The organism is Polynucleobacter paludilacus (assembly GCF_018687595.1).
Classification (GTDB): Bacteria; Pseudomonadota; Gammaproteobacteria; order Burkholderiales; family Burkholderiaceae; genus Polynucleobacter; species Polynucleobacter paludilacus.
In genome coordinates this window covers 384,241-409,316 of sequence record NZ_CP061298.1, presented here as the reverse complement: position 1 = coordinate 409,316, position 25,076 = coordinate 384,241, and the positions used below count along the sequence as shown (strand labels likewise).

Sequence of the window (25,076 nt, the reverse complement as noted above, 5' to 3'; positions counted from 1 at the left end):
TTTCTCACATATGAAAATTCTGCTTATTGGATCTGGTGGACGCGAACATGCGCTAGCTTGGAAGCTAGCTCAATCCGCACAAGTGCAAACTGTCTTTGTGGCGCCAGGTAATGGCGGCACTGCAACAGCCAAACAAACCACTGCCGGAATTGAGAACTTACCAATCTCAGGCTTACAGGAACTGGCGGATTTTGCTAAGCGCGAACAGATTGGTTTAACAGTAGTGGGTCCAGAAGCCCCTTTAGCAGCTGGTGTGGTCGATGTCTTTAGACAGAATGGTTTACGCATCTTTGGGCCAACTCAACTGGCCGCTCAACTAGAGTCCTCTAAAGATTTCTCGAAGGCGTTTATGAAACGCCACGGTATTCCGACTGCAGATTATCAAACCTTCAGTAGTGCACTAGAAGCGCATGCCTATATTGATGCCAAGGGTGCACCCATCGTCATTAAGGCTGATGGTTTAGCTGCCGGCAAGGGTGTAGTCGTTGCCATGGACCTTGCTGAAGCACATGCTGCAGTAGACATGATGCTCGCCGATAACAAGCTCGGTAATGCTGGTGCCCGCGTTGTAATTGAGGAATTTCTGACTGGCGAAGAAGCCAGCTTCATTGTGTTGGTTGATGGTAAGAATGTATTGGCATTAGCTACTAGCCAAGATCACAAGCGCTTATTGGATGGGGATCAAGGACCGAACACTGGCGGTATGGGTGCTTACTCTCCCGCCCCAGTTGTTACCCCAGAAATTCATGCGCGGGCTTTGCGGGAAGTCATCATACCCACTGTCAAAGGAATGCAAGCCGATGGCATCCCCTACACTGGATTTCTATATGCAGGCCTCATGATTACCCCCGATGGCAAGATCAAGACCTTGGAATTCAATTGCCGTATGGGTGACCCTGAAACCCAACCCATCATGGCGCGTTTACGCAGTGATCTGGTGCACACCTTGAATCAAGCGGTAGATGGCAAACTCAATGAAGTAGAACTCGAGTGGGATCGTCGTACGGCATTAGGTGTGGTTCTAGCAGCACACAATTATCCCGATACGCCACGCAAGGGCGATGTCATTAAAGGTATTCCGGAAGATACGGATGATCAGATGAGCTTTCATGCGGGCACTAAATTGCAAGACGGCAAACTAGTGACCTCAGGAGGACGCGTTCTCTGTGTGGTTGGCCTCGCCGATACGGTGCGTGGTGCTCAGCAAAAAGCCTATACAGCAATCGATCAGATTCATTTTGATGGCATGCAATATCGCAAAGATATTGGCTATCGTGCAATCAAATAAACAGAAAGCGAACGCTTGAGCATTACTGAAACCCAAATGGATACTGAGGCCCTCAAAAGTTATTTTTTAGGGCTGCAAGATCGCATTACCAAGACCTTTGGTGAGCTTGATGGCAAAGCCTTCATTACCGATGAGTGGCAAAAACCTGCCGATAGCAAGCTTCAGGGTTACGGGCGAACATGCATCCTCGCAGGAGGCCGTATCTTAGAAAAAGGTGGAGTTGGCTTTTCTCATGTGCATGGCAAGCAAATGCCGCCCTCAGCAACCCATCACCGCCCTGAATTGGCCGGACGAGAATTTGAAGCCATGGGGCTTTCTTTAGTATTTCATCCTCACAATCCTCATGCACCAACTACTCATATGAATGTGCGCTGCTTCATTGCGCGTGCTGAAGGCAAGGAGCCGATTTGGTGGTTTGGTGGCGGCTTTGACCTAACACCCTACTACGGCGTGGATGAGGACTGCAGACACTTTCACCAGACCGCCAAAGACGCGTTGGATCCATTTGGGCAAGCCCTCTATCCCCGTTTTAAGAAATGGTGTGATGAGTATTTTTACCTCAAGCACCGCGAAGAGCCTCGAGGCATTGGCGGCGTCTTCTTTGATGACTTTAATGAACTACCGTTTGAGCAGAGCTTTGCCATGACACGTGCTGTGGGTGACGCCTTCATTGAAGCCTATCTACCCATTCTGAAGCGTCGTTATGAAACGCCCTTCACGCCAGCTGAAAAAACTTTTCAAGAATATCGTCGTGGTCGCTATGTCGAGTACAACCTGATTTACGATCGAGGTACCATCTTTGGACTGCACTCGGGTGGTCGAACAGAATCCATTTTGATGTCTATGCCACCAGTTGTGCAATGGCACTACAACTGGCAACCTGAAGCAGGCTCTCCTGAGGCTGTGCTCTATGAACGCTATCTCAAAGCTCGAGACTGGTTGGCCTAAATGGGTGCTTTGAAAAAGATTGGGGTACTAGGGGGCACTTTTGATCCTCCTCATCTTGGGCATTTAAAGCTCGCCACCCACTTTGCGAAATTATTTAAGCTTGATGCGCTATTGCTAATCCCCAGCGGTCATCCTTGGCAAAAAGAAAACGTCATTACTTCAGCGAGCGTCCGTTTACGTTTAACTGAAGCAGCAGCGATTGATTTGGCCCGCGCTTTTTTATATCTGCAAATCCCAACCCGAGTTGGCATTGATCAAATTGAAGTGGATCGTCCGGGCCCAAGCTATGCCATTGATACTGCCAAAGAACTGCGTCAACGCTTTGGCGCCGAAGCGAATTTGATTTGGTTAATGGGTGCCGATGCATTCACTAATTTACCAACCTGGAAGCATTGGCAAGACTTATTAAGCTTTATGAATTTTGCCGTTGCCAGTCGCCCTGAGCATTCCCTAGAGGCTGAGCTCACCCCTGTCTTAGCAGAGCTTTTAGCGCAGCACCAATGCCAATCTCCCGCCGAGCTCGAGAATCATCCGTGTGGCGAGATTTTTATTGATGACACATTGGCAGTAGATGTCTCCTCAACCGCCTTACGAGAGCAACTCCAGAACCCCTCAACGTATGATCTAGCCACGGCATCTATACCATCACATGCACTTGAAATCATCAGTAATCTAGGCTTATACAAGTAATCAAGCTAAGATTGAACCATTACCAAAGAGAAACTATGGAATTACGTAAATTACAACGTGTCATTATTGATGCTCTAGAAGATGTGAAGGCGCAAGATATTCGCGTCTACGACACTGCTAAGCTGAGTGAGCTATTTGATCGCGTCATCATCGCTACTGGCTCAAGTAACCGGCAGACTCGCTCACTCGCGATGTCGGTCAAAGAAGAGGTGAACGCCAAAGGTGGAGAGGTTATCTCCATTGAGGGTTTGGAGACTGGTGAATGGGTCTTGGTTGATTGTGGCGATATTGTGGTTCACATCTTGCAACCAATGCTGCGCTCTTACTATCAAATCGAAGGTATGTGGGGCGCAAAACCTGTCCGCGTCAAACTCGCTGCTAGCAAAGGCTTAGTGAAGGCTAGCGATGATGACGAAGAGTCTGATTAAAACGCACTCAAGTTGCAACTGATATGCGACTGACGATTGTTTCAGTAGGCCACAAAATGCCGGACTGGGTCAGCACGGCGAGCCATGATTACATCAAACGGATGCCGGCTGATTGCGCGATTGATGTCAAAGAGATTAAACCTGATCTCAGTCCTGCTAAAGAGGCTATCAAGATCTTGGGGGCGATACCAAAGGGTTCGAAAATCATTGCCTTAGATGAGCGCGGCAAAGATCAAACTACCCAACAGTTATCCAAGCAGTTGGCAAGTTGGCGCCAAGATGGTTTAGACATGACTTTTTTGATTGGTGGCGCTGACGGTCTGGACCCTAGCCTCAAAGAAAGCGCGCACGCAATGTGGCGACTATCCAGCCTGACACTGCCACATGCCATGGCCAGACTGATCTTGATTGAACAGCTATACCGCGCCTGGACCATCTTACAAGGACACCCGTATCATCGAGAGTAAGCTCTTTACTTTGCACTCTTAACCCGGTCTGCTATGTTTCCTTATATCTACCTCGCCTCTCAAAGCCCTCGTCGCCAAGAGCTACTCAAGCAAATTGGTGTCAAGTTTGAAATGCTCGCGCCCGAGCCAGGTGAAGATAGTGAAAGCATTGAAGCCAGTCGCCCTCATGAAAAAGCCCGCGACTATGTTGAGCGCGTCACTTTAGCCAAAAGTGCTGCTGCCCTAGAGCGCCACATCGAAAGAGCCCTACCTTGGGCACCCATCTTATGTGCCGACACTACAGTGAGTCTCCCAGGCCATATTGGTGGAGAGATTCTGGGTAAACCCTTTGATGCAGTGGATGCAGAGCGTATCCTCAAACTGCTCAGCGGCAAAACCCATCAAGTCCTTACTGCGATTGCCCTGAGAATCAGCCCGACTAGCGAACCCGTCTCACTGGTTCAAATCTCCGAAGTGACTTTTGCATCATTATCTGAAGATCAAATTAGCAAGTACATTACCTCTGGTGAAGTCTTTGGTAAAGCCGGTGCATATGGGATTCAGGGACTCGGTAGCGCATTCATTGAATCCATTACTGGAAGCTATAGCGGTATCATGGGCCTACCTCTCGCAGAGACATCCCAATTACTGAATCTTGCCCAAGTTGTATGCCCATTGAGCACTACCCATGAATGAAGAAATTCTGATCAACATTACTCCGCAAGAAACGCGGGTTGCCCTCATTCAGCAGGGAGCAGTACAAGAACTACAAATTGAGCGCACCCGTCAACGGGGTATCGTTGGGAATATTTATCTCGCAAAAGTAGCCCGCGTTCTACCTGGCATGCAATCGGCTTTCATTGAAATTGGTTTGGAGCGCACCGCATTTATGCATGTCGCTGATATTCTGCAAAACCATTCTCAAACCCAGATAGAAAAACTCCTCTTTGAAGGCCAAACCCTTTTGGTTCAGGTCCTGAAAGACCCACTGGGCACTAAAGGGGCAAGACTCACTACTCAATTGAGTATTGCAGGTCGCAATCTGGTTTACTTACCCCCGAATAGCAATGACCCCAGTACCGAGAAATACATCGGCATCTCCCAGCGCATTGAAGAGCCTGAGGAGCGTGAGGCCATCAAAAATCGTCTTGCCGGCCTCATGCCTACCGATGAAAAGGGTGGAATTATTGTGCGCACGAGTGCACAAGAGGCTAGCGATAGCGAGCTACAGCACGATATGCATTATCTGCGTACCACCTGGGAGAATATTCTCGAAGCCGCTAAAACCAAATCGGCACCCTCCTTGCTTTATCAAGATCTCAGTCTTGCTGAGCGCGTTCTCAGGGATCTGGCTGGCGAGGAGACTACTCAGATTCGGGTAGATTCAGCAGAAAATTTTGAGAAGCTCAATACGTTTGCAAGCAACTATATGCCAAATGTCTTGGGCAAGCTGACTCTGCATCGTGGCGAGCGCGCCCTCTTTGATCTATTTGATGTCGAAGCTGAGATCAATAAAGCACTAGGTCGAAGAGTAGACCTCAAATCCGGTGGCTATCTGATGATTGACCAAACAGAATCCATGACCACCATCGATGTCAATACGGGTAGCTATGTTGGAGCTCGCAATCTCGATGACACCGTTTTTAAAACCAATCTTGAAGCAGCGCAATCGATTGCGCGTCAATTACGCCTCCGTAACCTTGGCGGTATCATCATCATTGACTTCATTGACATGCTGAACAAAGATCATCAAGAATCTGTTTTGCACGAACTCAAACGCAATTTAGAGCGCGATCATGCTCGAACTTCAGTCAATGATTTTTCTAGTCTCGGACTCGTGGAGATGACCCGTAAGCGGACCCGTGAATCTCTGGCTCATATCACTTGCGAGCCCTGCCCCAGTTGTGCTGGCAAAGGTGAGGTAAAGACACCTCAAACGATTTGCTATGAGATTCTGAGAGAGATTGTGCGCGAGCATCGGCAATTTAATCCCAAAGAGTTCCGCATTGTGGCTGCCCCTGATGTGATCGACCTCTTTCTTGAGGAAGAAAGCCAGTTTCTAGCTAGGCTGGGAGACTTCGTCGCTAAGCCCATCAAACTGCAAGCCGAAGCGAGCTTTCGGCAAGAGCAATACGATATTGTTCTCAGTTAACTGAGAATGGTTTTCAAGCATTTGAGAACTGAATGCGATGCAAATTGGCATATAAACCATCTTGCTGAATCAATTCTTCATGCGAACCATTTTCGACCACTTGGCCTTGATCTAGCACCACAATGCGATCGGCGTGTTCAATCGTTGAGAGACGATGAGCAATCACTAGCGTGGTTCTGCCAGCCATCAATCGCTCTAATGCATCTTGAACTTGGCGCTCAGATTCAGAATCTAATGCCGATGTCGCCTCATCCAAAATTAAAATTGGGGCATTTTTGTAGATCGCCCTGGCAATCGCAAGACGTTGACGCTGACCGCCTGAGAGTCGATTGCCGTTATCGCCAATCATGGTGTCGATGCCTTCTGGCAACTCTTTCATAAGGGCGCCCAGGTTAGCCGCCTCAAGCGCTTCAATGACTCGACCTCGGTCCACTCCTTCGCTGCTAGATGCGCCATAGGCAACGTTTGCGGCAACCGAATCATTAAACAAAATCACATCCTGACTCACAAAGGCGAGCTGCTTACGAAGATCAGCTAAAGCAATATTTTCCAGAGGAATATTGTCTAAGAAAATTTCACCGCTAGTGGGCTTATAGAATCGAGGCAGCAAGCTGACTAAGGTTGACTTACCGCCGCCAGATGGGCCTACGAAAGCCACAATCTCTCCTGGCTGAATCGATAAATTGACATGACGCAAAGCATCTTGGCGCCCGACTTCTTGCTCATAAGAGAAGCCGACATCCTCAAACCGAATCGCGCCTTTGGCTTTATCCAGTGACTGCATGTTGGCTTTGCGGGATTCATCTTCTTCGATGGGCTCATCCATCATGCCAAAAATCATTTCTGCAGCGGTCAAGCCCCGCTGTAAAGGCTGATTGATATCAGCCAAATGCTTCAAGGGGGATATCACCAACATCATGGCCGTAATGAATGCTGCAAATCCACCCACAGTGGTACCTTCGGTAGCGGATTGCATCAAAGCAATCACCAATACGACCGAGAGCGCCATAGAGGCGATCAGTTGCGTAATCGGTTGATTCAGGCCGCCCGCTACGGCAGATTTCAGCGCAAATTGGCGTAAGCGTTCAGCCTTCTCTTTAAAGCGGCGCATCTCATACTCATGCGCACCATGCACCTTGACGATTTTATAACCTGCTGCTGACTCTTCAACGATATAAGCCAAATCGCTGGTTAGACCTTGCTGCTCACGATTGAGTGAACGCAAGCGGCGGTTAATCTTGCTCATGATCAAAGCAATGATTGGGAAAATAATCAACACCACTAATGTCAAACGCCAATTAAGATAAATCAAATAACCCATCAGGCCAATGACGGTCAAAGAGTCTCTCACCAAGCTAATCAACATGCCACCCATGACTGAGAGAACGTTATTGACTTCGAAGACCACCGCGTTAATTAAATTGGAAGCAGAGTTCTTTTGGAAGAAAACCGTGCGCGCATGCAATAAGGTCTCGAACATTTGCTCACGCAATTTCAGTAAGACCGAGTTAATGACACGAGTCAGTAAATAGTTAGAAAGAAACTGCGCCAAACTTCTCACCAAGGCTAGGCCAACTAAGAAGACCGGCACCTGCCAAAGCTTGGAGTTGAGCTGTCCTGTAAATCCCCGATCGAGCAACGGCTTCATCAAAGCAGGGATGGAAGTCTCGGCCCCAGCAACCACAGCCATAGCTACCAAAGAGCCCACTATCAAGCCAATATGTGGTCTGAGATACTGAATTAAGCGGTTTAGGGCGGTACGGTCTTGAGCATTCATATAATGAATTATGCCCACCTTATCTGTCATAGTCATAACCCGCAATGAAGAGGCCAATCTTGGGGATTGTTTAGCCTCCCTAGAAGGCATTGCCCGTGAGATCGTCGTAGTCGATACAGCCAGCCATGACCGCACCCTAGAAATCGCCCGAAACTATGGTGCCATCATTGCCGAGCCCTCAGATTGGCCTGGTTTTGGCCCCCAAAAGAATCGCGCTTTAGACCTCGCTACCGGAGAATGGGTGCTATCCCTCGATGCTGACGAAAGACTGACTCCGGCCCTCAGATCCGAGATCGTGACCGCCATCAATCACTCAGCCCAAGTCAACTGTTTTGCCATTCCCAGGCTGTCTTGGTACTGCGGGAGATTTATTCGCCACTCTGGCTGGAGTCCTGATTATGTTGATCGCTTATTCAAGCGAGGTAGCGCCCGTTTCTCAGATGATTTGGTGCATGAGCGCCTGATCCCAAATGGTCAAGTAGCCCGCCTGAAAAATCCGATGCTGCACTATAGCTTTATGAACTACTCCCAAGTTCTGCAAAAGATTGATCGCTACTCCACTGCCTCTGCGGAACAAGCATTTGCTGCAGGCAAAACTAGCAGCCCTGTGAAAGCGGTTTTGCATGGCGCTTGGTCCTTCTTGCGCACCTATATTCTGCGAGCAGGCTTCTTAGATGGCTCACAAGGATTGGCTTTGGCGATTTCCAATGGGCAAGGCACCTACTATCGTTATATCAAGCTGTGGCAGCTCAACAGCCAGCGTCAGCAGTCTGATCATCAGGATGTTAAAGAATGATCTCGGTATTGCTGGCGACCTATAACTGGCCGCAAGCCTTGAAGCTCTGCCTAGAATCCTTGAATCAACAAACAGACCAGGATTTTGAGGTCATCATTGCCGATGATGGCTCAAAGCAGGAGACTAAGGCGCTGATTGATTCCATAAGCGCTGCTTTTTCAGTACCGATTACCCATCTCTGGCAAGAAGATATAGGCTTTCGTAAGACGCGCATCCTTAATCAAGCGATTGCAGCTGCTAAAGGAGACTATCTGGTTTTTTTAGACGGTGACTGCATCGTGCAAGCCGACTTTGTTGCCAAACACCGTAAGCTTGCACAGCTAGGACATCTGGTGACGGGCAGTCGCGTCATTCTCAATGAGGCTCTCACTAAATCACTTTTGTTTTGGCCCCACTGGGATGCAAGTCGCTTCTTCGCCAGCCTCCTGAGTTATCGCCTGAGCGGGGGGATCAATAAATACCTACCCATCAAGATCAAACTCGGTGATGGTAGCTGGCGTCATTACAAAAAATTTGTTTGGCGTCGCATCAAGGGTTGCAATATGGCATGCTGGAAGACGGATGCGCTAGCAATACATGGTTTTGATGAAAGCATGACAGGCTGGGGCCATGAAGACGCTGACTTTATATTCCGTCTACAACAAAACGGCATCATTCGTAAATCCGGCGCATGGGCGACTGAGGTATTTCATCTCTTTCACCACATTCATGATCAATCTAATGCTGCTGAGAACGCTCGCCGCGTCCGTGAAAAGATTCTCGCAAAGGCTCAATCAGAAGCACCATGACTCACTTTTCGTCCTTTAAACCCAAGAAGGTTTTGTTCATCGCCACGCGGCAAATTGGTGATGTACTAGTGACTACACCTCTCATCTCCAAAGCCCGTGAGTTGTGGCCAGATGCAGAATTCCATTTTCTGGGCTATCGGGGCAAGCTCGACATGCTCAAAGGCAATCCTGATATTGCTGAAATGATTGAAACCTCAGATCGCCCTCGCCTTCCTGAATATCTATCTCTCTTCAATCGTTTTTTTCAGAGATACGATTTGGCCATCGTCACGCAGCCTAGTGATCGCGCCTATCTGTATGGATTATTGGCTGCGTTCAGAAGAGTCGGCGTTCTGGGCGGGCATCCCCAAGGCCAGACTGGCATTGACAATACAGACCGCAAGGCTGAGCGTCAAAATGCGTGGAAGAAAGCGATTTGCATGCACACTGTGAATGTGGATTACTTTAAGCAACATGTCATTGTAGAAAAACTCCGTTTGTTAGAGCCTTTCTACAAAAATCCTCAAGATCTATTTAATAAACCGATTTCGGTAACCCCTCCCAAAGAGGAGGCACTCACCCCAGTCATTGCCAGTCAACTGCAATCCCCTTATGTTGTCGTTCATCCTGGGCCCTTGACTGCATACAAACGCTGGCCGCTATCGTATTGGCAGACTTTAATTACTTGGATAACTTCCCGAGGTTGGCAAGTTGTTCTCAGCGCCTCTCCTGCAAAACAGGATCTGCAACTCAATCAAGATATTCTCTCTTTGTTGGATGAGGGCACGCGACAGAAAGTAATTGATACCGCCGGAAAGCTCTCCATCCCGCAAGGAGCGAGCTTAATGAGAGGCGCACTGCTGTATGTTGGGGTCGATACTTCGGTCACCCATTTGGCAGCAGCTTGCAATACCAAGACCATTACCCTCTTCGGTCCTACGCCACCCACCAATTTTGGACCATGGCCGAATGGCTTTGTCGGCACTGAGCCCTATGTGCTTCGCGCCCGTACTCAAACCACTGACTATGTAACGATTTTGCAAGGTCCTGGAGAATGCGTACCTTGCCGCAAAGCAGGCTGCGATGATCATCCGAATAGCTTGAGTGAATGCTTAGACTTATTAGAACCCGCTCAAGTGATTACTGCAATCGAGCAAGCCTTAATTAAACCCTAAACGAATTTAGTGGTACTGAACTTGTACGGGATTGGCCTGCTTGGAAGCGAGTACTTGGTGCAAACTATGTAAGCAAGCGTCATCTGGATAGACTCGCAAGTCTTCTGGAAACTGAATTAAACAAGCACCACCTGCCGTGGTCACAGCCGCTGTCAGAATTAAACCCTTCACTCCATCATTAGCGCTTGTCGTAGGAGGAGCGCCAAATTTAGGTTCACGGGTCCGATTGGCCATTAAATAAGGTCCGATTTGACTTCGCAGCATCTTTACATCAATCGCCGAATCAATGCAGACATGCACATTGCGAGCAAAGCGCATTCTGGCACCCGTGATATCCATAACGGCTTCGGCAACAACCCGCATTCCACCTGAAAACTTATCTGGCGTGACATTCACCTTAGCAACCAGTAGCTCATCCTCTTTGAGCCACGATCGATTGGGCTCATAGACTTCGCTATAGAGCGTCACCTCAATGGCCGCACTACCATCATCGATCGTCGCAATCATCATGCGACCACGCTGACCAGTGAGCATGCGAGCGGAAGTAATAATGCCGGCAATTAATTGATCTTTACCTTCAGTCACTTTGGCCAAGGGCTGGCGAATAAAATGGCTCGCTTCTTCACGATAGGCATCAAACATATGCCCCGTTAAGCAAAGTCCGAGTGCTGTTTTTTCTTCGGATAGGCGCTTCTTTTCAGGCCAGATGGGTTCGCGTACCAACTCTGGCAGATGGCGATCTTCTTCGCCAGCAACTTCAAATAAGCTGACCTGATTGACTGAGGCTTCTGCTTGCTCTGCCGCTTCAATCGCACGCGCAAGCGAGGCTAGCAAGGTAGAGCGGATATCAAATAAATTGCCGCCCGTTTGGAGCTGATCTCGATATAAGCTGTCAAAAGCTCCTGCCCTGATTAAAGCTTCAATTGCGCGACGATTGACTTGACGACGATCGACTCGCATACAGAAATCAAAAATATCTTTGAAGAGTCCACCCGCTTCGCGTACTTTAACAATGGATTCAATTGCTGCTTCACCCGTTCCGCGCACAGCCCCTAAACCATAACGAATATGACTGAGTGGCGCATCCGGTGCAGCATCGGGACTTCTCAAGGGGGTGAACTCATATACACCAGTATTAATATCTGGAGAAAATACCCGAATTTGATTGGCTAAGCAATCGTCATACAAAATCTTGACCTTATCGGTGTCATCCATGGCGAGTGATAAGTTGGCTGCCATAAATTCTGCGGGGTAATGGGCCTTTAACCAAGCGGTTTGATAGGCCAGCAAAGCATAGGCAGCAGCGTGTGATTTATTAAAGCCATAACCTGCAAAACGCTCCATCAGGTCATAGATTTCATTGGCTTTACCTTCAGTAATGCCGCCTGCTTTTGCTCCATCACTAAAGATCTTGCGATGCTGCGCCATCTCTTCCGGTTTTTTCTTACCCATCGCGCGACGTAATAAATCGGCACCACCGAGTGAGTAGCCTCCAATCGTCTGCGCCATCTGCATCACCTGCTCTTGATAGACCATGATGCCGTAGGTTTCTTTAAGAACCGGTTCGATACGGGGATCCGGATACTCTACTTTTTGTCGACCATGCTTGCGCTCAATAAAGTCTGGAATGAGATCCATTGGGCCCGGACGATATAAAGCGACTAAGGCGATGATGTCCTCAAAGCGGTCAGGCTTGGCTTCACGGAGCATGCCTTGCATGCCGCGACTTTCTAGCTGGAAGACGGCGACGGTATTCGCTTTTTTGAGCACCTCAAATGCCGCAGGATCATCGAGCGCCATATCGCCAATACTCCAGTCCTTGCGATCCGCATGGAGGGTTTTAATCCAGCGCTCAGCTGCTGCCAGAATGGTCAGCGTAGTTAAGCCTAAGAAGTCAAACTTCACTAGACCAATTGCCTCCACATCATCTTTATCAAACTGGCTGATGACTGAACTACTGTCTTGCTCTTTTGTCTCCTGGGTATAGAGGGGGCAAAAATCCGTTAACTTTCCAGGCGCAATCAGTACACCACCAGCATGCATACCCACGTTACGGGTCATGCCTTCTAATTGCTCAGCCAGAGATAAGAGCTGACGGACTTCATCCTCATTCTTCTCGCGCTCGGCTAATTGCTTCTCTTCCTTTTTAGCCATATCAATCGTCATGTATTGGCCTGGCTTATTCGGAACCAGTTTGGCAATACCGTCAACGAAGTTATAGCCTTGCTCAAGCACCCGACCCACATCGCGGATCGCTGCGCGTGCCGCCATGGTACCGAAGGTGGCGATTTGACTGACCGCATCTTTGCCGTACTTGTCTTTAACGTACTGAATCACACGGTCACGACCGTGCTGACAGAAGTCGATATCAAAGTCTGGCATCGAGACGCGCTCAGGATTGAGGAAGCGCTCAAAGAGGAGGTTGTAACGCAAAGGATCAAGATCCGTAATACCCAAGGAGTAAGCCACGAGTGAGCCTGCACCAGATCCGCGCCCAGGGCCTACGGGCACGCCGTTATTCTTGGCCCAGTTAATAAAGTCAGCAACGATCAGGAAGTAGCCAGGGAAACCCATTTGCGAGATCGTCTTGACTTCAAAGACGAGGCGATCGTGATAACGACCCTCTTCTTTAGCGCGCTCCTCTGGATCGGGAAAATTGCGCTCCATATGGCGCTTCAAACCAATCTCGGACTGCTGCAGTAAATAGTCGTCAAGCGTAATGCCAGGCGGTGTCGGGAAATTCGGTAAACGTGGTTGGCCTAAAGTCAGCGAGAGATTGCAACGCTTCGCAATTTCCACTGAGTTCGCCAAAGCAACCGGCAAATCCGCAAAGCGCTGTTCCATTTCTGCTTGACTGAGGAAATACTGCTCTTCATTGAATTTCTTTTGTCGACGGGGGTTGCCGAGTAACTCACCTTCAGCAATACATACCCTAGCCTCATGCGCCGTGAAATCACTTCTTTGCATGAATTGCACTGGATGGGTTGCCACAACAGGCAGGTCTAATTCGCTTGCTAAATGACAGGCGAGTTGCAGATGTTGCTCGTCTTGTGGATGACCGCCACGCTGCACTTCAATGAAGTAACTACTAGGAAATATCTTGCTCCAATGCTTTGCCAGTTCTCTCGCTTGATCAGCTTGACCTCCCAAGAGGGCTGTGCCCACATCGCCAGTTCGGGCCCCTGATAAAGCAATCAGACCATCGGCAAGGGTCTTCTTTGCTTTACGGTCTTCCTCTTTGGCGGCGGGTTCAGTAAACCACTGAGGATGCACTTCTGCTCGTCCACGCGATTGATTATCCAAAGAGGCGCGGCTCAGTAACTGACATAAATTCCGATAGCCCGATTGGTTTTGCACCAAGAGCAATAAACGGTGGGGTTGATCAGGATCTTGAGGGTTGCTAATCCAAACGTCGGCACCGGCAATCGGTTTAAGCCCTTGAGAGCGAGCCCCAGAATAAAAACGCACTAAACCAAATAAATTACTCAAGTCTGTGATGGCTAAGGCGCCCATCTCATCTTTAGCGGCAGCCGCAATCGCATCATCAATTCGCACGATTCCGTCCGTAATCGAAAACTCGGAATGGAGACGAAGATGAACGAAACGAGGTAAAGCCATGAGATGATTTTAGCTGTGTCCGAACTTCAAAATCCCCCTTCCCCAGCCAGAGCCTATCGCGGGCGATTTGCACCTTCCCCGACCGGTCCTCTGCATGCTGGCTCTCTAGTAGCAGCCCTTGGTAGCTGGCTGGACGCACGGGCTCATCAGGGTCAGTGGCTACTTCGGATTGAGGATATCGACACCCCCCGTAGCATTCCTGGAGCGGCCGAGCAAATCCAGGCTCAACTGCTGGCCTGTGGTCTGCAATGGGACGAAGAGCCTGTATGGCAATCCGCACGGCAGGAAACCTACCAAAAGGCCTTCAATCAGCTCATTGACGAGGGTCAGCTCTACCCCTGCAATTGCTCTCGCCAAACGATTGCTAATGCCTTAAAGGCGCTAGGCGTCGAGACCGAGCGCCATCAAGAATTGGTCTACCCAGGAAGCTGTCGATCGCAGCTAGGACTAAAACCGGAAAATACACTCGCTGCCTGGAGAATTGCGCTCCCAGAACACTGCACTATTGCATTTGAGGATCGCGCCTTAGGTCATCAAATCCAGAATCTCAGTCAGGAAGTAGGAGATTTTGTCCTACGAAGAAGTGACGGCTTATTTACGTATCAGTTGGCTGTGGTCGTCGATGATGCTGAACAGGGAATTACGCATGTGGTCCGGGGCGAAGATTTACTCAACAATACGGCAAGGCAAATTTATTTACAGAAAGTGCTTCACTACCCGACACCAGTATATGTACATTTGCCTTTGGTGCTCGATGAATTTGGTGAAAAGCTGAGCAAACAAACTCTCGCCAGCGCCATTGATATCAGCACTCCTGCTCATGCCCTCAAAGCGCTTGAGCTAGCAGCCAATCATTTGGGTTTACAGGAAATCGCTAAGCAAGCACACCAGAGTATTGGTGAGTTTTTGTCAGCAGCGACTGCTGCTTGGAAAAAGAAGTACTGCTGACTAATATATTCGCGCTTTACTTCTTCTTGAAGCCGCCGAGCAAGGCACCTACTGGAGCTTTGGCAGGAACAATGCCCACCTTTTTGACTTCTGGCTGAGCATCCGTATTTTCTGCTTGATTGACTGTCTTCGAAGATTCATAAGGCATGGAAAAGAAAGGATCAGCAGCAGGCGCTGGCGATGACTTTGGTGTTGAATACGATCTCTGAGAAGTCTCACGAGTCGATCGAGGCGACCGATGTCTAGGCTCATAGTCAGATTCCTGACCGCCAGGAATATCGATATTAGGCAATGGAACAATATCTAACTTGCGCTTCATTAACTTCTCGATATCGTCGAGCAAGCGTTTTTCACTATCGTCAACTAAGGCAATCGCATCACCAGTACTGCCCGCACGTCCGGTGCGGCCAATCCGGTGAATAAAGTCTTCGGCATTAAACGGCAACTCATGATTAATCACGCAGGGCATTGCTGGGATATCTAAGCCACGCGCTGCCACGTCGGTTGCAACCAAGGCTTCAATCGCGCCCGACTTAAATGCATCCAAAGTTAGAGTCCGTTCGCCTTGGCTCTTATCACCATGAATCGCACCGGCTTTAATGCCGTCACGTTCTAGAGCCCGCGCCAATCTGCCACAACCCATACGACTATTGGTAAAGATGATGCACTGACGGGATAAACCTTGCTCTGTCCGTGCAGCCAAAATCTTCACAATGGCCTTTTCTTTATCACCCGATCGCACCATATGAATCACTTGGCGTACGGTATCGGCAGCAGCATTTTGTCTAGCAACCTCAACCGTCACAGGATTACGCAAATAGCTCTGCGCCAGTTTTTTAATCTCTGGTGAGAAAGTAGCTGAGAACAATAAAGTTTGACGCTGGGCTGGAATCAAATTGATGATGCGCTGTAGATCGGGTAGGAAGCCCATGTCCAGCATTCGATCTGCCTCATCCAACACTAAGAGTTCTACTTGAGAAAGGTTGGCCACTTTAGAGCCAATGTGATCCAAGAGGCGACCAGGCGTGGCAATCAAAATCTCAATACCGCCTCGCAAGGTGGCTACTTGCTCTTTCATATCCACACCGCCATAGACCACGGCCGAACGTAAATCAGTATAACGAGAATAGTTTGCTGCGTTCTCTGCAACTTGCACTGCTAACTCGCGGGTCGGTGTCAGCACCAAGGCCCGAATGGGATGCCTAGCAGGTGAAGCACTGCTGCTTGCATGGCGCAGAATGCGCTGAATGATAGGCAATACGAATGCGGCCGTCTTGCCAGTACCGGTCTGGGCAGCGCCCATCAAGTCTTGCCCCAATAAAACATGGGGAATGGCTTGCGCTTGAATAGGAGTCGGGCTGGTGTAGCCCTGTTCAGATACCGCTTTTTGAATGAGCGGGTCTAAGCCAAAATCAGCAAAGGTGATTGTTGCTTGGGGAGTAGATTCAGTAGAAATTTCGGTAGGGGTATTAGTCAAGATAACTTAAAGGATGGCAGCGATGCCTGCTTTTGCAGTAGCAGCATCATCGGCCGATTTAACGCCGGAAACGCCGACTGCGCCGATGGTAAAACCATTTACCTCGATATTGACTCCGCCTTCTAACATTCCCATACTGTGCGGAACGGATGCAAAAGCAGTGCGACCATTATTAATAATCTCTTCGTAAACGCGAGTCTCACGTTTACCCATCGCAGCAGTACGCGCTTTCTCTTGAGCAATGTAAGAAGAAATATGTGCGCAGCCATCACGACGAATCAAACCTAAAAGGTGACCACCGTCATCGCAAACTGCAATGGTGACCGCGAAATTGTTTTCTGCTGCGAACTGATTTGCTGCATCTAGAATTTTTTGCGCGTCGGCCTGTGTCAAGTATGGTTTGGTAGCTAACATCGTTCTTCTTTCAAGTTCTATAGATATGTCATTAATAACAAATATTGCTGTAATTATAAGGGCTAGTGGGTTGCGCCGTATAAGACCATCAGGCCCGTTCCCACGAGCAGTGCGGCCGATAAACGGCGCTGGGGCCTAGAAACCATGACCCCGAGGCTAATAATGCATATGAGGATACGCATCCATACCGATACATTCTGGAGCATTCCGACAGGGAGCAAAATTAAGCGAATGGTCAAAGCGGCCACCATTGCATAAGTCACTGCCGCAAGCCAGCGGAAGAATTCGGTATCTTGGTTGATATGCCCTGATAATATTACGCCAATTGCGCGACAGAAGTAGGTCCCTAAACATGCTCCACCTAGAGCAATCGCCAGCTGCCAACCATGAATAATATTTGGCATCATCCGATGACTCCTGGACGTTTACGAATCATCTTGCGATCAATGTAATATGCTAATGTTCCAGCAATAAGGCCAGCAGCTAACAAACTGGAATCACGATCAACAAAATAAAAGATTGGCCCCAGTATGCAGCCCAGCGCAATCGCAATGCGATTCACCCAAGGCTTCACATCCGTAAAAGTCAACAGAAAAAATAGAGGATTAATAAAAATCAGACCCAAAGTAATTGCAGCAGGAACCCAAGCTGCGAGGTAGTAACCTAAGATCGTTCCTGGAATGCTCATCAACCAGCAGACCAAACCAAATCCCAAGAAATAATTGAGTCGATGCTTGCGTTCTATCGAAGGAAACTCGCGCATAGTCATAGACCATACTGTCATCGCAAGCATATGGACTGATGCGTATAAATTACGATTGCGATCTTTTTCATGTAATTGAGGAAAGAGCGTCACCGTCATCGTGATGAAGCGTGTAGAAGTTAGCGTCACTGCTAATGCAATCGCAATGACGGATGATCCTGTCATCACCATTTCCATTAAAACAACTTGCCCAGGTAAGGCAAACATCAACAAGCTGGTCAGCGCGGGAAACCATAAATCAAAGCCATTGGTTTTAGCCATGGCACCGAAACCTACCATGCCAGCAAACAAAACAATAGCAGGAGCGCCCGCAGCATGTTTGATGCCAGACCAAAACGCATCCTGACGACTAGCATAGCGATTCTGACTTGGTCCGTCGAGTCCATGGTCGGCAGAGTCTGAGTGCTGGTGTTGGGTTGATGAGGACATCGGACTATTGTAAGAGGACTTAAAAACCAGCAGCAGATTGCGCGAGAGCCCATTCGATATGCTCCATCACCAATGGAGAAGTATTGGCCGCACTGTCCAAAGCCTCAATTAAGGCTTCCCGAATGTCTTCCTTTTCTGCGGGGGCAATATCTGAGCCGATGGCATTACCGAGTGCCACCGCGAGATTGCGACGCCACTTCGTATAACCAATCCGCCGTATCGCACTGCCCTCATGGCGTTGCTCAAACTGTCCTTCGGTCCAGGACCATAACTCGAGTAATGAGGCACTCCCCAAACCGTGACGCGCAGCAAAATCGGGCAAGGTACTGCGCTGCGCAAATTTATTCCAGGGGCAAATGAGTTGGCAGTCATCGCAGCCATACACGCGATTACCCATCGCTTTGCGAAACTCCACGGGTATGACGTCGGGGTTCTCAATCGTCAAATAAGAGATGCACCTTCTTGCATCTAAGGCATAAGGCGCTGTAATCGCTTGTGTCGGACAGATGTCAATACATGCACTACAACTGCCACAATGTTCTTCAATTGCTGCATCCAGCGGCAGCGGAATATCAACCAAGATCTCACCCAAGAAAAAAGTTGAGCCCGCCTCTCGGTTAAGTAATAAAGTATGTTTACCTCGCCAACCCAATCCTGCTTTGCGAGCCAACTCCACTTCCATGAGCGGCGCAGAGTCAGTAAAAACGCGATACCCAAAAGAACCAATTTTGGCCTCAATGGCTTTTGCAAACTCTTGTAAGCGTTGACGCAAGATCTTGTGATAGTCACGACCGCGTGCATAGATAGAGACCACGGCTTGATCTGACTGAGCAAGACGCTGCCACTCATGATCAAAATTCACTTCGGGTGGCAGATAATTCATGCGCACACAAATCACACGGGTCGTCCCAGGCAAAAGAAGTTGGGGATCTGAACGGAGCGCGGCATGGCGTTGCATATACTCCATGTGGCCATGGCGCCCTGCAGCGAGCCACTCTCTTAACTTCTCAGTAGCAGCTCCCAAATGGGTATCGGTCACACGGACATCATCAAAACCAATAGCCTTAGCTTCGCCATCAAGCCATTGGCGGAGCGACGCTAGCTGATCGCTATCCAAGGCAGAGGGGGAAGATGAAGTTGAACTCATGAATTCAGAATGTATCGCAATAATTGAATAAACTAGGCAAATACCATGACACAGAGCCAAACCCAGATAAAGCATTGTAGGCAAGAAAGCGAGACTGCGACCCTCGCTCAAGGTCTAGGCAAAGCGATCGCCAAGATCTGGGCCGCCAATCCAAGCGCTCATCTCAATCTTGCTTTAGAGGGGGATCTAGGTGCAGGCAAGACCACTTTTGCACGCTTTCTGATTCAAGGGCTAGGACACACAGGCAAGGTGAAGAGCCCCACCTATACCCTTTGCGAACCTTATCTAATCGAGCTTGATCAAAATCCCGTCACTATCCATCACTTTGATCTCTATCGCATGCGCTCTCCACTCGAGTGGCAAGAGGCAGGCTTTGCTGAGTACTTTGATGTGCCAGGATTGTGTTTAATCGAGTGGCCTGAGAAGGCAGAAAACACTCTACCGCCCTTTGATCTCGTAATCAGATTGACTGCGGGTGACATCGAGTCTGAGAGAGTCATTACGCTAAATGCCAATGGTGCTGCTGGCACCCAATTACTAGAGCAAATCTAGCACCCACATGAGACCCTCTAGCCCTGCCAATCTCTCGAGAAGACAGTGCCTCAAGACTTCGGCCAAGCTCTTAGGCTTTGTGCTCCTCTTGGGAGAAATCGAGATTGCTTGGGGCGCCAAGATTCTGGGAGTGCGGATGTGGCCTTCTGAGGATTACACCCGTATCACGCTCGAGTCAGATACTCCGCTACCCATTACGCAGCAAGTGTTAACTAACCCAGATCGATTGGTAGTGGATGTCCAAAACCTGGAACTCAACCCCACCCTCAAAGACATCGTTGCCAAGGTCAAACCCAATGATCCGTATGTTTCACAAATTCGGGTGGGTCAATATCAACCCAATGTGGTGCGCCTGGTCTTTGACCTCAAAGAACCGATTAAGCCCCAACTCTTTACCCTTGACCCCATCGGTGAGTACCAATACCGCATGGTATTTGATCTCTACCCCACTACCCCGCCCGACCCCTTAATGGAGTTAGTCAAGAGCAGTGCTCGCAAAGAGCAGGCCCTGGTTAAATCCAATGAAGAAATTGATCAAATTGCACAATTTGCGAGTAAGCCAGAAAAAGGTCCGCCAGTGGCGCAGGCCATTCCAGATGTGAAGACCCCTAAAGTAACGGCTAAATATAAACGCTTGATCACGATTGCTATCGATGCCGGCCACGGCGGTGAAGATCCGGGCGCAATTGGTGCAGCAGGATCGAGAGAAAAGAACGTAGTGCTCTCGATTGCCAAACGCCTTAATCAAAAGATTGAGGGCGAAGACTATATGCGCCCTTTTTTAACAAGAGACGGTGATTACTTTGTGCCCCTGCATGTCCGAGTGCAAAAAGCCCGCGCAGTCCAAGCGGATTTATTTGTTTCAATCCATGCAGATGCCTTTATTGAAAGAGATGCCAAGGGGGCTTCGGTTTTTGCACTCTCCCAAATGGGAGCGTCTAGCACGACTGCCAGATGGATGGCCAATAAAGAGAATGCTTCAGACCTGATTGGTGGCATCAATATCAAAACCCAAGATCGGCAAGTTGCCAATCTCTTGCTGGATATGTCGACCACGGCGCAAATTAATGACTCACTTCAGGTCGGCAACTCGGTTTTAAGGCAAATCGGTGGTTTTGCAGCCTTACATAAAGGCAAAGTAGAGCAAGCCAGCTTTGCCGTTCTCAAGGCCCCAGATATTCCCTCGATTCTGGTCGAGACCGCATTTATCAGCAACCCCCAAGAAGAGGCCAGACTCAATGATGACGCCTATCAGGACCGAATTGCTGAGGCGATTTTGAGGGGAATTAAAGATTATTTCTCGAAGAATCCACCAGTAGCCAGGCGGGTGAACTCCTAAGCATCGGGCTATACGAGGCAGGAGCAGCAAGAGCTCAGGACGAAGTCGCAAGTCTTGCTATAATTTCCGTTTTACCGGGTCGGTAGCTCAGTCGGTAGAGCAGCGGACTTTTAATCCGTTGGTCGCGAGTTCGAATCTCGCCCGACCCACCAGTTATACAAAGGGATCACAGCAATGTGGTCCCTTTTCTTTTACCTGAATGGAATGTATTGGTAACTTATGGTGGCAATAGACCCTCAAATAAAAAACCACCCGAAGGTGGTTTTAGTATTTCTTGGTTACCTGAGCCCTATCGACACGGGCCTGAGACTATTTGCAAATATTAATTTAACTTGCAGTTTTAAACCTCAAAGTTATCAATGTCGCCTATACGGCGCACTAGTAAACGATTGCCTCTTCTCAAGATGTCTAAATGTAATACGACCTTTACTCAAGTCATAGGGAGAGACCTCTAAAGAAACCTTATCTCCAGCCAATATACGGATGTGATTTTTTTTCATTTTTCCCGCCGTATAGGCAATAAGCTTATGGCCATTGTCTAAAGTTATTCGATAACGAGAATCCGGCAGAATTTCATCAACAAGACCTTCCATTTCAAGCAAGGCTTCTTTTGTCATTTAACATCCTTAATAAAAATAAAAAGCCCAGTCATGCTGGGCTTTGGACCAGGCAAATAATTTCTGCCCGGCATTTGCTTCTGATTTAAACAGGTTGAATATTGGATGCTAACTTGCCTTTAGGGCCAGTAGTAATATCAAAAGTGACCTTTTGGCCTTCAGCTAAAGATTTAAATCCGCTGCTATTAATTGCTGAAAAATGGGCAAATAAATCTTCGCCACCGAGTTCAGGGGTAATAAAGCCGAAGCCTTTAGCGTCGTTAAACCATTTCACAATTCCGTTTGCCATATCTGACTATTCCTTAAAAAAAATATAAAAGGGACAATGCCCCAAATGAGGCGAAAGTCAAGAATGGCGGGGGAGATGCTAAGAAGAACTATCGCAGAACTGCGGTATTAATTACTAGTACAACAACACTATTAGCTTGAAGATCGCTAAATGGATTTTACTCTACTTTCGTCAAAAAAGATTACTTTCCAATAAATCGCCTTTATAACAGCCATAGGTACAGGTAAAAGCGCCTTGGCAGTCCATTAGTCAATAGTTCGAGTCTCGCGCGACCCGTCAGTTATATAAAAGCCACCCGTAGGTGGCTTTATTACTATTTTTTTGACGTTCCTAGTTTTGAGGACATGCATTTGCCAGCGGCTTACCTGCCACCCTATCTTTGACCCAAGCCAAATAAAACGGCTTAGACGATCCAGGAGTGGTGAAGTGGGACTGCTCACCAGGCAATTGCATTCTGCCAACGTTACCGCCTAACTTGCATATTTGATCTTGATACAACTTATGCATCATTGGAGGAACGGCAGTATCTTTTGATCCAAAGTAGATTTGAACAGGTGCAACGGGTTTTACTACCGGAACACCGCCCTTTTGCATTGCTTGCGCCCAGGCCACAGTATTAGCAGGAGTTTGCTTTAATAAAGTTGCGTAGCTGCCACCATAGTTAAAGTTGAATGTATCGCTTGATGCATGCATACATTTATTACTGTAGATCTCATTGGCAACTTTTACACCCTCATCTGTAAAGATGTCAGATAACTTGAGATTAGAGAAGGCAGCTTGGGTTCCCCAGTAATACATCGTTGCATGGGTGAAATTAAAAACATTATCCAAAAACATCTTTTGCGAACCTTGGAAGAATTGATCTGCGGCGGCCTGATCAAGCTTTCCTGCTGGGGCAAGAATAGAAATATCTTGGGGAGCCAAGGCAACAAAACCAATCATGTCCAGATTATCGGCTGCCGTGCCTGTTTGTTTAATGTATTCAGACATGCCTGCTAGGGCGATTACAGCGCCACCCCCTTGGGACCAACCATAAACCAAAGTCTTTTTGTTAGCCCCAGTTTCTTTCATGGAAACTGCAGCACGGGCTGCATTGAGTGCATCCATACCATTGGTTGCTGCAACACTATATTGATGTCTACCCCCACCACCGAGACCTTGATAATCTGTGGCAACCAATACATAACCCTCTTTAATAAACTCTTCTAGAGACGGAATTCCATAGTCGGTCCAGGAATTTCCACCAACCAAGAAATACTCATTCAAAGGAACTGCAGGATCAGTAACTTGAGATGGTCCACAATTTTGTGCTGAACCTGTTGTGCCATGAGCCCAAGTCATGACTGGACGACCCCCTGCAGGAGCCGGCCCTACTGGCGCAATGACCAACCCAGTTGCAATAGTTTTGCGTCCTGAGATATCTGAAGAGATATAGGCAATCCTCCAGGCCTGCGCACCCATGACAGATGTTGCTAGCGCCTCTTGCTTGATCACTTGCCCCAACTTACCTTCGGGGGTCATTTTCATGACAGAGGCATAAAAAGGAGGCACTGGTGGCTCTGCACATACAACACCAGAAAAAATGCTGAGCACCACACCAAATACGAAAAAAGGAAATGGGTTCAGTAATTTCATAGTTTAGATAGTTAAATTGAGTAGGAAAACGTCAGATTCACAGCTATCTTAGCTCATGAAGCGCATTAGTAGCGAGTTCGAAAACGCAGTTTCAGCGCAGCCAATCTTGCCCGGCCTACCAGCCTACGATTACTTTCAAGATATAGACAAAAATTGAGGCAATGTTCACCTAAGATTCAATACACTTTTAGGCTAAATATGTCATACAAAATATTGCTGTGCATTAGTTTTTCCGCCCTCATTGCTGGATGCCAAAGTACACCTGCACAAGTCCCACCGCTAGTGAATCCAGGGGGAGACGTCACTCTCATTTTTAACCGAGAAAATACGTCACTAACCAGCATTGGAAAAGCAAGGGTTTATATCGGCGAAACTGATGTATGTGCTATTCCAAACGGTGATAGCTGTCAGGTCAATATTTCAGCGGGCAGACATGTTCTGAAAGTATTCAGCTTTACGTCTGGCGATTTCGGTACGTTTTCTCATGCTTATCAATTCGAAAGCGGTGAGGCAGCCCTATATCGATGAGAGCGAATTAATGGGTACAGAAGAGCATCGGCAGATCATCATCAACTTGTTTTACAGCCTTTTTGGTAACAAATAATAGCGCTCAATAACAACAGCAATTTAAGAGGTGGCAATACCATTTTATCGGCTTAGCTGACCTACCAGTAATTGAGAGGCGACCTTTGGGCTTTTGCTTTCTTATCTTCAAAATTTATGGGGCAACCCATTGCTTCTGGAGCACTCTTCTCACCATGGGATCAAATGTCAATAAAGGCTCACTTTTGTAGCTAGGATCGAATGAGATTTCATCATACTTGGCGCAAAACTCTACTGTTTGCTCGTATGCCGGATCTGATTTGAACTGATCTCGCGCATTTGGATCTACACCAATCTTGTCACCATAAAAATAGGCTTGAAATAAACCATGCTGAACTAGCATCCAATAATTATTTCTAGAAATAAAAGGATGCAATATGGATGCAATGACTTCACCATGATTAAAGGGCCCTAAGGGCTCAGCAATATCATGAAACAAGGTCACAACAACGTACTCTTCATCTTTGCCATCCCGTAGCGCCCGAGTAGCGGCCTGCAGAGAATGCTCTTTCCGAGTGATGTTGTAGGCTGTATCTTTAGCAAGATTCTCCAAGAGTGCATAGAGCTTGTCTGGCAAAGCTGCCAATGTGCGCTCATGCACCGCTTTCATCACTTCAAAATCAGCCGGAGTCCCTTGGTCCATTCTGGTGAAATGCATTTTTTCCATACAAGGCCTTTAAAAAAACAAGTTTAATGATTAAATAATTTTCATGGGGCAAATATTAACCAGAAGTAAAGCTTCCCAAAAAATACTATCAAAACTAATCTGGGAGGCTGC

General features: G+C 48.0%; 25 protein-coding genes and 1 tRNA gene. 15 read left to right on the top strand and 11 right to left on the bottom strand.

What is annotated here, in order from left to right:
* The first annotated feature begins 10 nt into the window (after positions 1-10).
* From purD to rng, 7 genes are read left to right on the top strand one after another with little or no spacing between them, the layout of a single operon-like run.
* The gene (purD, locus tag AOC06_RS02320; RefSeq protein ID WP_215380912.1) at positions 11-1,288 is read left to right on the top strand and encodes a phosphoribosylamine--glycine ligase; all 1,278 of its coding nucleotides are present in this window, start codon (positions 11-13) and stop codon (positions 1,286-1,288) included.
* Between the two features lie 36 nt (positions 1,289-1,324).
* Positions 1,325-2,236, top strand: coding sequence for an oxygen-dependent coproporphyrinogen oxidase (gene hemF / locus AOC06_RS02315; RefSeq protein WP_215381705.1), 912 nt, complete (start codon positions 1,325-1,327; stop codon positions 2,234-2,236).
* Positions 2,237-2,926, top strand: coding sequence for a nicotinate (nicotinamide) nucleotide adenylyltransferase (gene nadD / locus AOC06_RS02310; RefSeq protein WP_215380910.1), 690 nt, complete (start codon positions 2,237-2,239; stop codon positions 2,924-2,926).
* Positions 2,927-2,961: 35 nt separating this feature from the next.
* On the top strand, positions 2,962-3,354 hold the full coding sequence (rsfS, locus tag AOC06_RS02305; RefSeq protein ID WP_215380909.1) for a ribosome silencing factor: 393 nt from the start codon (positions 2,962-2,964) through the stop codon (positions 3,352-3,354).
* 23 nt (positions 3,355-3,377) lie between these two features.
* Positions 3,378-3,821 (top strand): 23S rRNA (pseudouridine(1915)-N(3))-methyltransferase RlmH, encoded by a 444-nt coding sequence (gene rlmH, locus AOC06_RS02300; RefSeq protein WP_215380907.1) that lies wholly within the window; start codon positions 3,378-3,380, stop codon positions 3,819-3,821.
* A 33-nt stretch (positions 3,822-3,854) separates the two neighbouring features.
* Positions 3,855-4,496, top strand: a complete 642-nt coding sequence (locus AOC06_RS02295) for a Maf family protein (protein WP_215380906.1) — start codon at positions 3,855-3,857, stop codon at positions 4,494-4,496.
* Positions 4,489-5,952, top strand: a complete 1,464-nt coding sequence (gene rng, locus AOC06_RS02290) for a ribonuclease G (RefSeq protein WP_215380904.1) — start codon at positions 4,489-4,491, stop codon at positions 5,950-5,952. Before AOC06_RS02295 ends, rng begins: the two co-directional genes overlap by 8 nt.
* Before the next feature lie 13 nt (positions 5,953-5,965).
* On the opposite strand, the gene msbA is transcribed toward rng, so the two are convergent.
* The gene (gene msbA / locus AOC06_RS02285) at positions 5,966-7,729 is read right to left on the bottom strand and encodes a lipid A export permease/ATP-binding protein MsbA (RefSeq protein ID WP_215380902.1); all 1,764 of its coding nucleotides are present in this window, start codon (positions 7,727-7,729) and stop codon (positions 5,966-5,968) included.
* Between the two features lie 10 nt (positions 7,730-7,739).
* Between msbA and AOC06_RS02280 the strand changes: the two genes are divergently transcribed.
* From AOC06_RS02280 to AOC06_RS02270, 3 genes are read left to right on the top strand one after another with little or no spacing between them, the layout of a single operon-like run.
* Entirely contained in the window at positions 7,740-8,525 is a 786-nt protein-coding gene (locus AOC06_RS02280) for a glycosyltransferase family 2 protein (protein ID WP_215380900.1), read from the top strand.
* Positions 8,522-9,313 carry a glycosyltransferase family 2 protein gene (locus tag AOC06_RS02275; protein ID WP_215380898.1) on the top strand — a complete coding sequence of 264 codons (792 nt, stop codon included), beginning with the start codon at positions 8,522-8,524 and terminating at the stop codon, positions 9,311-9,313. Before AOC06_RS02280 ends, AOC06_RS02275 begins: the two co-directional genes overlap by 4 nt.
* Positions 9,310-10,467 (top strand): glycosyltransferase family 9 protein, encoded by a 1,158-nt coding sequence (locus AOC06_RS02270; RefSeq protein ID WP_215380896.1) that lies wholly within the window; start codon positions 9,310-9,312, stop codon positions 10,465-10,467. Before AOC06_RS02275 ends, AOC06_RS02270 begins: the two co-directional genes overlap by 4 nt.
* A gap of 6 nt (positions 10,468-10,473) precedes the next feature.
* Here AOC06_RS02270 and dnaE read toward each other — a convergent pair whose 3' ends face one another.
* A complete protein-coding gene (dnaE, locus tag AOC06_RS02265) occupies positions 10,474-14,085 on the bottom strand; it encodes a DNA polymerase III subunit alpha (protein WP_215380894.1) in 3,612 nt (1,203 codons plus the stop codon).
* A 3-nt stretch (positions 14,086-14,088) separates the two neighbouring features.
* On the opposite strand from dnaE, the gene gluQRS reads away from it, so the two are divergent.
* Positions 14,089-15,033: a tRNA glutamyl-Q(34) synthetase GluQRS gene (gluQRS, locus tag AOC06_RS02260; protein ID WP_215380892.1), complete on the top strand. Its 945-nt coding sequence runs from the start codon at positions 14,089-14,091 to the stop codon at positions 15,031-15,033.
* 16 nt (positions 15,034-15,049) lie between these two features.
* Here the strand turns inward: gluQRS and AOC06_RS02255 are convergent, their stop codons facing one another.
* From AOC06_RS02255 to queG, 5 genes are all read right to left on the bottom strand, one after another.
* Complete coding sequence (locus tag AOC06_RS02255; RefSeq protein ID WP_215380890.1) at positions 15,050-16,510, bottom strand: DEAD/DEAH box helicase; 1,461 nt, start codon at positions 16,508-16,510, stop codon at positions 15,050-15,052.
* Positions 16,511-16,516: 6 nt separating this feature from the next.
* Entirely contained in the window at positions 16,517-16,924 is a 408-nt protein-coding gene (locus AOC06_RS02250) for a GlcG/HbpS family heme-binding protein (protein WP_215380887.1), read from the bottom strand.
* Between the two features lie 62 nt (positions 16,925-16,986).
* Positions 16,987-17,331, bottom strand: a complete 345-nt coding sequence (locus tag AOC06_RS02245) for an AzlD domain-containing protein (RefSeq protein WP_215380885.1) — start codon at positions 17,329-17,331, stop codon at positions 16,987-16,989.
* Positions 17,328-18,116: an AzlC family ABC transporter permease gene (locus tag AOC06_RS02240; protein ID WP_215380883.1), complete on the bottom strand. Its 789-nt coding sequence runs from the start codon at positions 18,114-18,116 to the stop codon at positions 17,328-17,330. The genes AOC06_RS02245 and AOC06_RS02240 overlap by 4 nt, the downstream gene beginning before the upstream one ends.
* Before the next feature lie 19 nt (positions 18,117-18,135).
* Positions 18,136-19,263, bottom strand: coding sequence for a tRNA epoxyqueuosine(34) reductase QueG (queG, locus tag AOC06_RS02235; RefSeq protein ID WP_215380881.1), 1,128 nt, complete (start codon positions 19,261-19,263; stop codon positions 18,136-18,138).
* 45 nt (positions 19,264-19,308) lie between these two features.
* Between queG and tsaE the strand changes: the two genes are divergently transcribed.
* The 3 genes from tsaE (at position 19,309) to AOC06_RS02220 (ending at position 21,306) form a co-directional block, all read left to right on the top strand.
* Positions 19,309-19,815: a tRNA (adenosine(37)-N6)-threonylcarbamoyltransferase complex ATPase subunit type 1 TsaE gene (gene tsaE, locus AOC06_RS02230; RefSeq protein WP_215380879.1), complete on the top strand. Its 507-nt coding sequence runs from the start codon at positions 19,309-19,311 to the stop codon at positions 19,813-19,815.
* 7 nt (positions 19,816-19,822) lie between these two features.
* Entirely contained in the window at positions 19,823-21,154 is a 1,332-nt protein-coding gene (locus tag AOC06_RS02225; protein ID WP_215380877.1) for an N-acetylmuramoyl-L-alanine amidase, read from the top strand.
* 76 nt (positions 21,155-21,230) lie between these two features.
* Positions 21,231-21,306 (top strand) — tRNA-Lys (locus tag AOC06_RS02220).
* A 204-nt stretch (positions 21,307-21,510) separates the two neighbouring features.
* On the opposite strand, the gene infA is transcribed toward AOC06_RS02220, so the two are convergent.
* The 3 genes from infA to AOC06_RS02205 form a co-directional block, all read right to left on the bottom strand.
* Positions 21,511-21,771: a translation initiation factor IF-1 gene (infA, locus tag AOC06_RS02215; protein WP_215380876.1), complete on the bottom strand. Its 261-nt coding sequence runs from the start codon at positions 21,769-21,771 to the stop codon at positions 21,511-21,513.
* An 85-nt stretch (positions 21,772-21,856) separates the two neighbouring features.
* Complete coding sequence (locus tag AOC06_RS02210) at positions 21,857-22,060, bottom strand: cold-shock protein (RefSeq protein ID WP_072583619.1); 204 nt, start codon at positions 22,058-22,060, stop codon at positions 21,857-21,859.
* A gap of 330 nt (positions 22,061-22,390) precedes the next feature.
* A complete protein-coding gene (locus AOC06_RS02205) occupies positions 22,391-23,695 on the bottom strand; it encodes a lipase family protein (protein WP_215380874.1) in 1,305 nt (434 codons plus the stop codon).
* 198 nt (positions 23,696-23,893) lie between these two features.
* On the opposite strand from AOC06_RS02205, the gene AOC06_RS02200 reads away from it, so the two are divergent.
* Positions 23,894-24,223 (top strand): hypothetical protein, encoded by a 330-nt coding sequence (locus AOC06_RS02200; RefSeq protein ID WP_215380871.1) that lies wholly within the window; start codon positions 23,894-23,896, stop codon positions 24,221-24,223.
* 190 nt (positions 24,224-24,413) lie between these two features.
* Here AOC06_RS02200 and AOC06_RS02195 read toward each other — a convergent pair whose 3' ends face one another.
* A complete protein-coding gene (locus AOC06_RS02195; protein WP_215380868.1) occupies positions 24,414-24,965 on the bottom strand; it encodes a hypothetical protein in 552 nt (183 codons plus the stop codon).
* Positions 24,966-25,076: the final 111 nt, after the last annotated feature.

Coding starts and splice junctions, on each gene's coding strand:
- dnaE (WP_215380894.1), bottom strand. CDS start 14,085: ATGGCTTTACCTCGTTTCGTTCATCTTCGTCTCCATTCCGAGTTTTCG.
- AOC06_RS02270 (WP_215380896.1), top strand. CDS start 9,310: ATGACTCACTTTTCGTCCTTTAAACCCAAGAAGGTTTTGTTCATCGCC.
- rng (WP_215380904.1), top strand. CDS start 4,489: ATGAATGAAGAAATTCTGATCAACATTACTCCGCAAGAAACGCGGGTT.
- AOC06_RS02280 (WP_215380900.1), top strand. CDS start 7,740: ATGCCCACCTTATCTGTCATAGTCATAACCCGCAATGAAGAGGCCAAT.
- msbA (WP_215380902.1), bottom strand. CDS start 7,729: ATGAATGCTCAAGACCGTACCGCCCTAAACCGCTTAATTCAGTATCTC.
- infA (WP_215380876.1), bottom strand. CDS start 21,771: ATGACAAAAGAAGCCTTGCTTGAAATGGAAGGTCTTGTTGATGAAATT.
- rlmH (WP_215380907.1), top strand. CDS start 3,378: ATGCGACTGACGATTGTTTCAGTAGGCCACAAAATGCCGGACTGGGTC.
- tsaE (WP_215380879.1), top strand. CDS start 19,309: ATGACACAGAGCCAAACCCAGATAAAGCATTGTAGGCAAGAAAGCGAG.
- AOC06_RS02275 (WP_215380898.1), top strand. CDS start 8,522: ATGATCTCGGTATTGCTGGCGACCTATAACTGGCCGCAAGCCTTGAAG.
- AOC06_RS02295 (WP_215380906.1), top strand. CDS start 3,855: ATGTTTCCTTATATCTACCTCGCCTCTCAAAGCCCTCGTCGCCAAGAG.
- nadD (WP_215380910.1), top strand. CDS start 2,237: ATGGGTGCTTTGAAAAAGATTGGGGTACTAGGGGGCACTTTTGATCCT.
- queG (WP_215380881.1), bottom strand. CDS start 19,263: ATGAGTTCAACTTCATCTTCCCCCTCTGCCTTGGATAGCGATCAGCTA.
- AOC06_RS02225 (WP_215380877.1), top strand. CDS start 19,823: ATGAGACCCTCTAGCCCTGCCAATCTCTCGAGAAGACAGTGCCTCAAG.
- AOC06_RS02205 (WP_215380874.1), bottom strand. CDS start 23,695: ATGAAATTACTGAACCCATTTCCTTTTTTCGTATTTGGTGTGGTGCTC.
- rsfS (WP_215380909.1), top strand. CDS start 2,962: ATGGAATTACGTAAATTACAACGTGTCATTATTGATGCTCTAGAAGAT.
- AOC06_RS02250 (WP_215380887.1), bottom strand. CDS start 16,924: ATGTTAGCTACCAAACCATACTTGACACAGGCCGACGCGCAAAAAATT.
- AOC06_RS02240 (WP_215380883.1), bottom strand. CDS start 18,116: ATGTCCTCATCAACCCAACACCAGCACTCAGACTCTGCCGACCATGGA.
- AOC06_RS02210 (WP_072583619.1), bottom strand. CDS start 22,060: ATGGCAAACGGAATTGTGAAATGGTTTAACGACGCTAAAGGCTTCGGC.
- AOC06_RS02245 (WP_215380885.1), bottom strand. CDS start 17,331: ATGATGCCAAATATTATTCATGGTTGGCAGCTGGCGATTGCTCTAGGT.
- AOC06_RS02200 (WP_215380871.1), top strand. CDS start 23,894: ATGTCATACAAAATATTGCTGTGCATTAGTTTTTCCGCCCTCATTGCT.
- hemF (WP_215381705.1), top strand. CDS start 1,325: ATGGATACTGAGGCCCTCAAAAGTTATTTTTTAGGGCTGCAAGATCGC.
- gluQRS (WP_215380892.1), top strand. CDS start 14,089: ATGATTTTAGCTGTGTCCGAACTTCAAAATCCCCCTTCCCCAGCCAGA.
- purD (WP_215380912.1), top strand. CDS start 11: ATGAAAATTCTGCTTATTGGATCTGGTGGACGCGAACATGCGCTAGCT.
- AOC06_RS02195 (WP_215380868.1), bottom strand. CDS start 24,965: ATGGAAAAAATGCATTTCACCAGAATGGACCAAGGGACTCCGGCTGAT.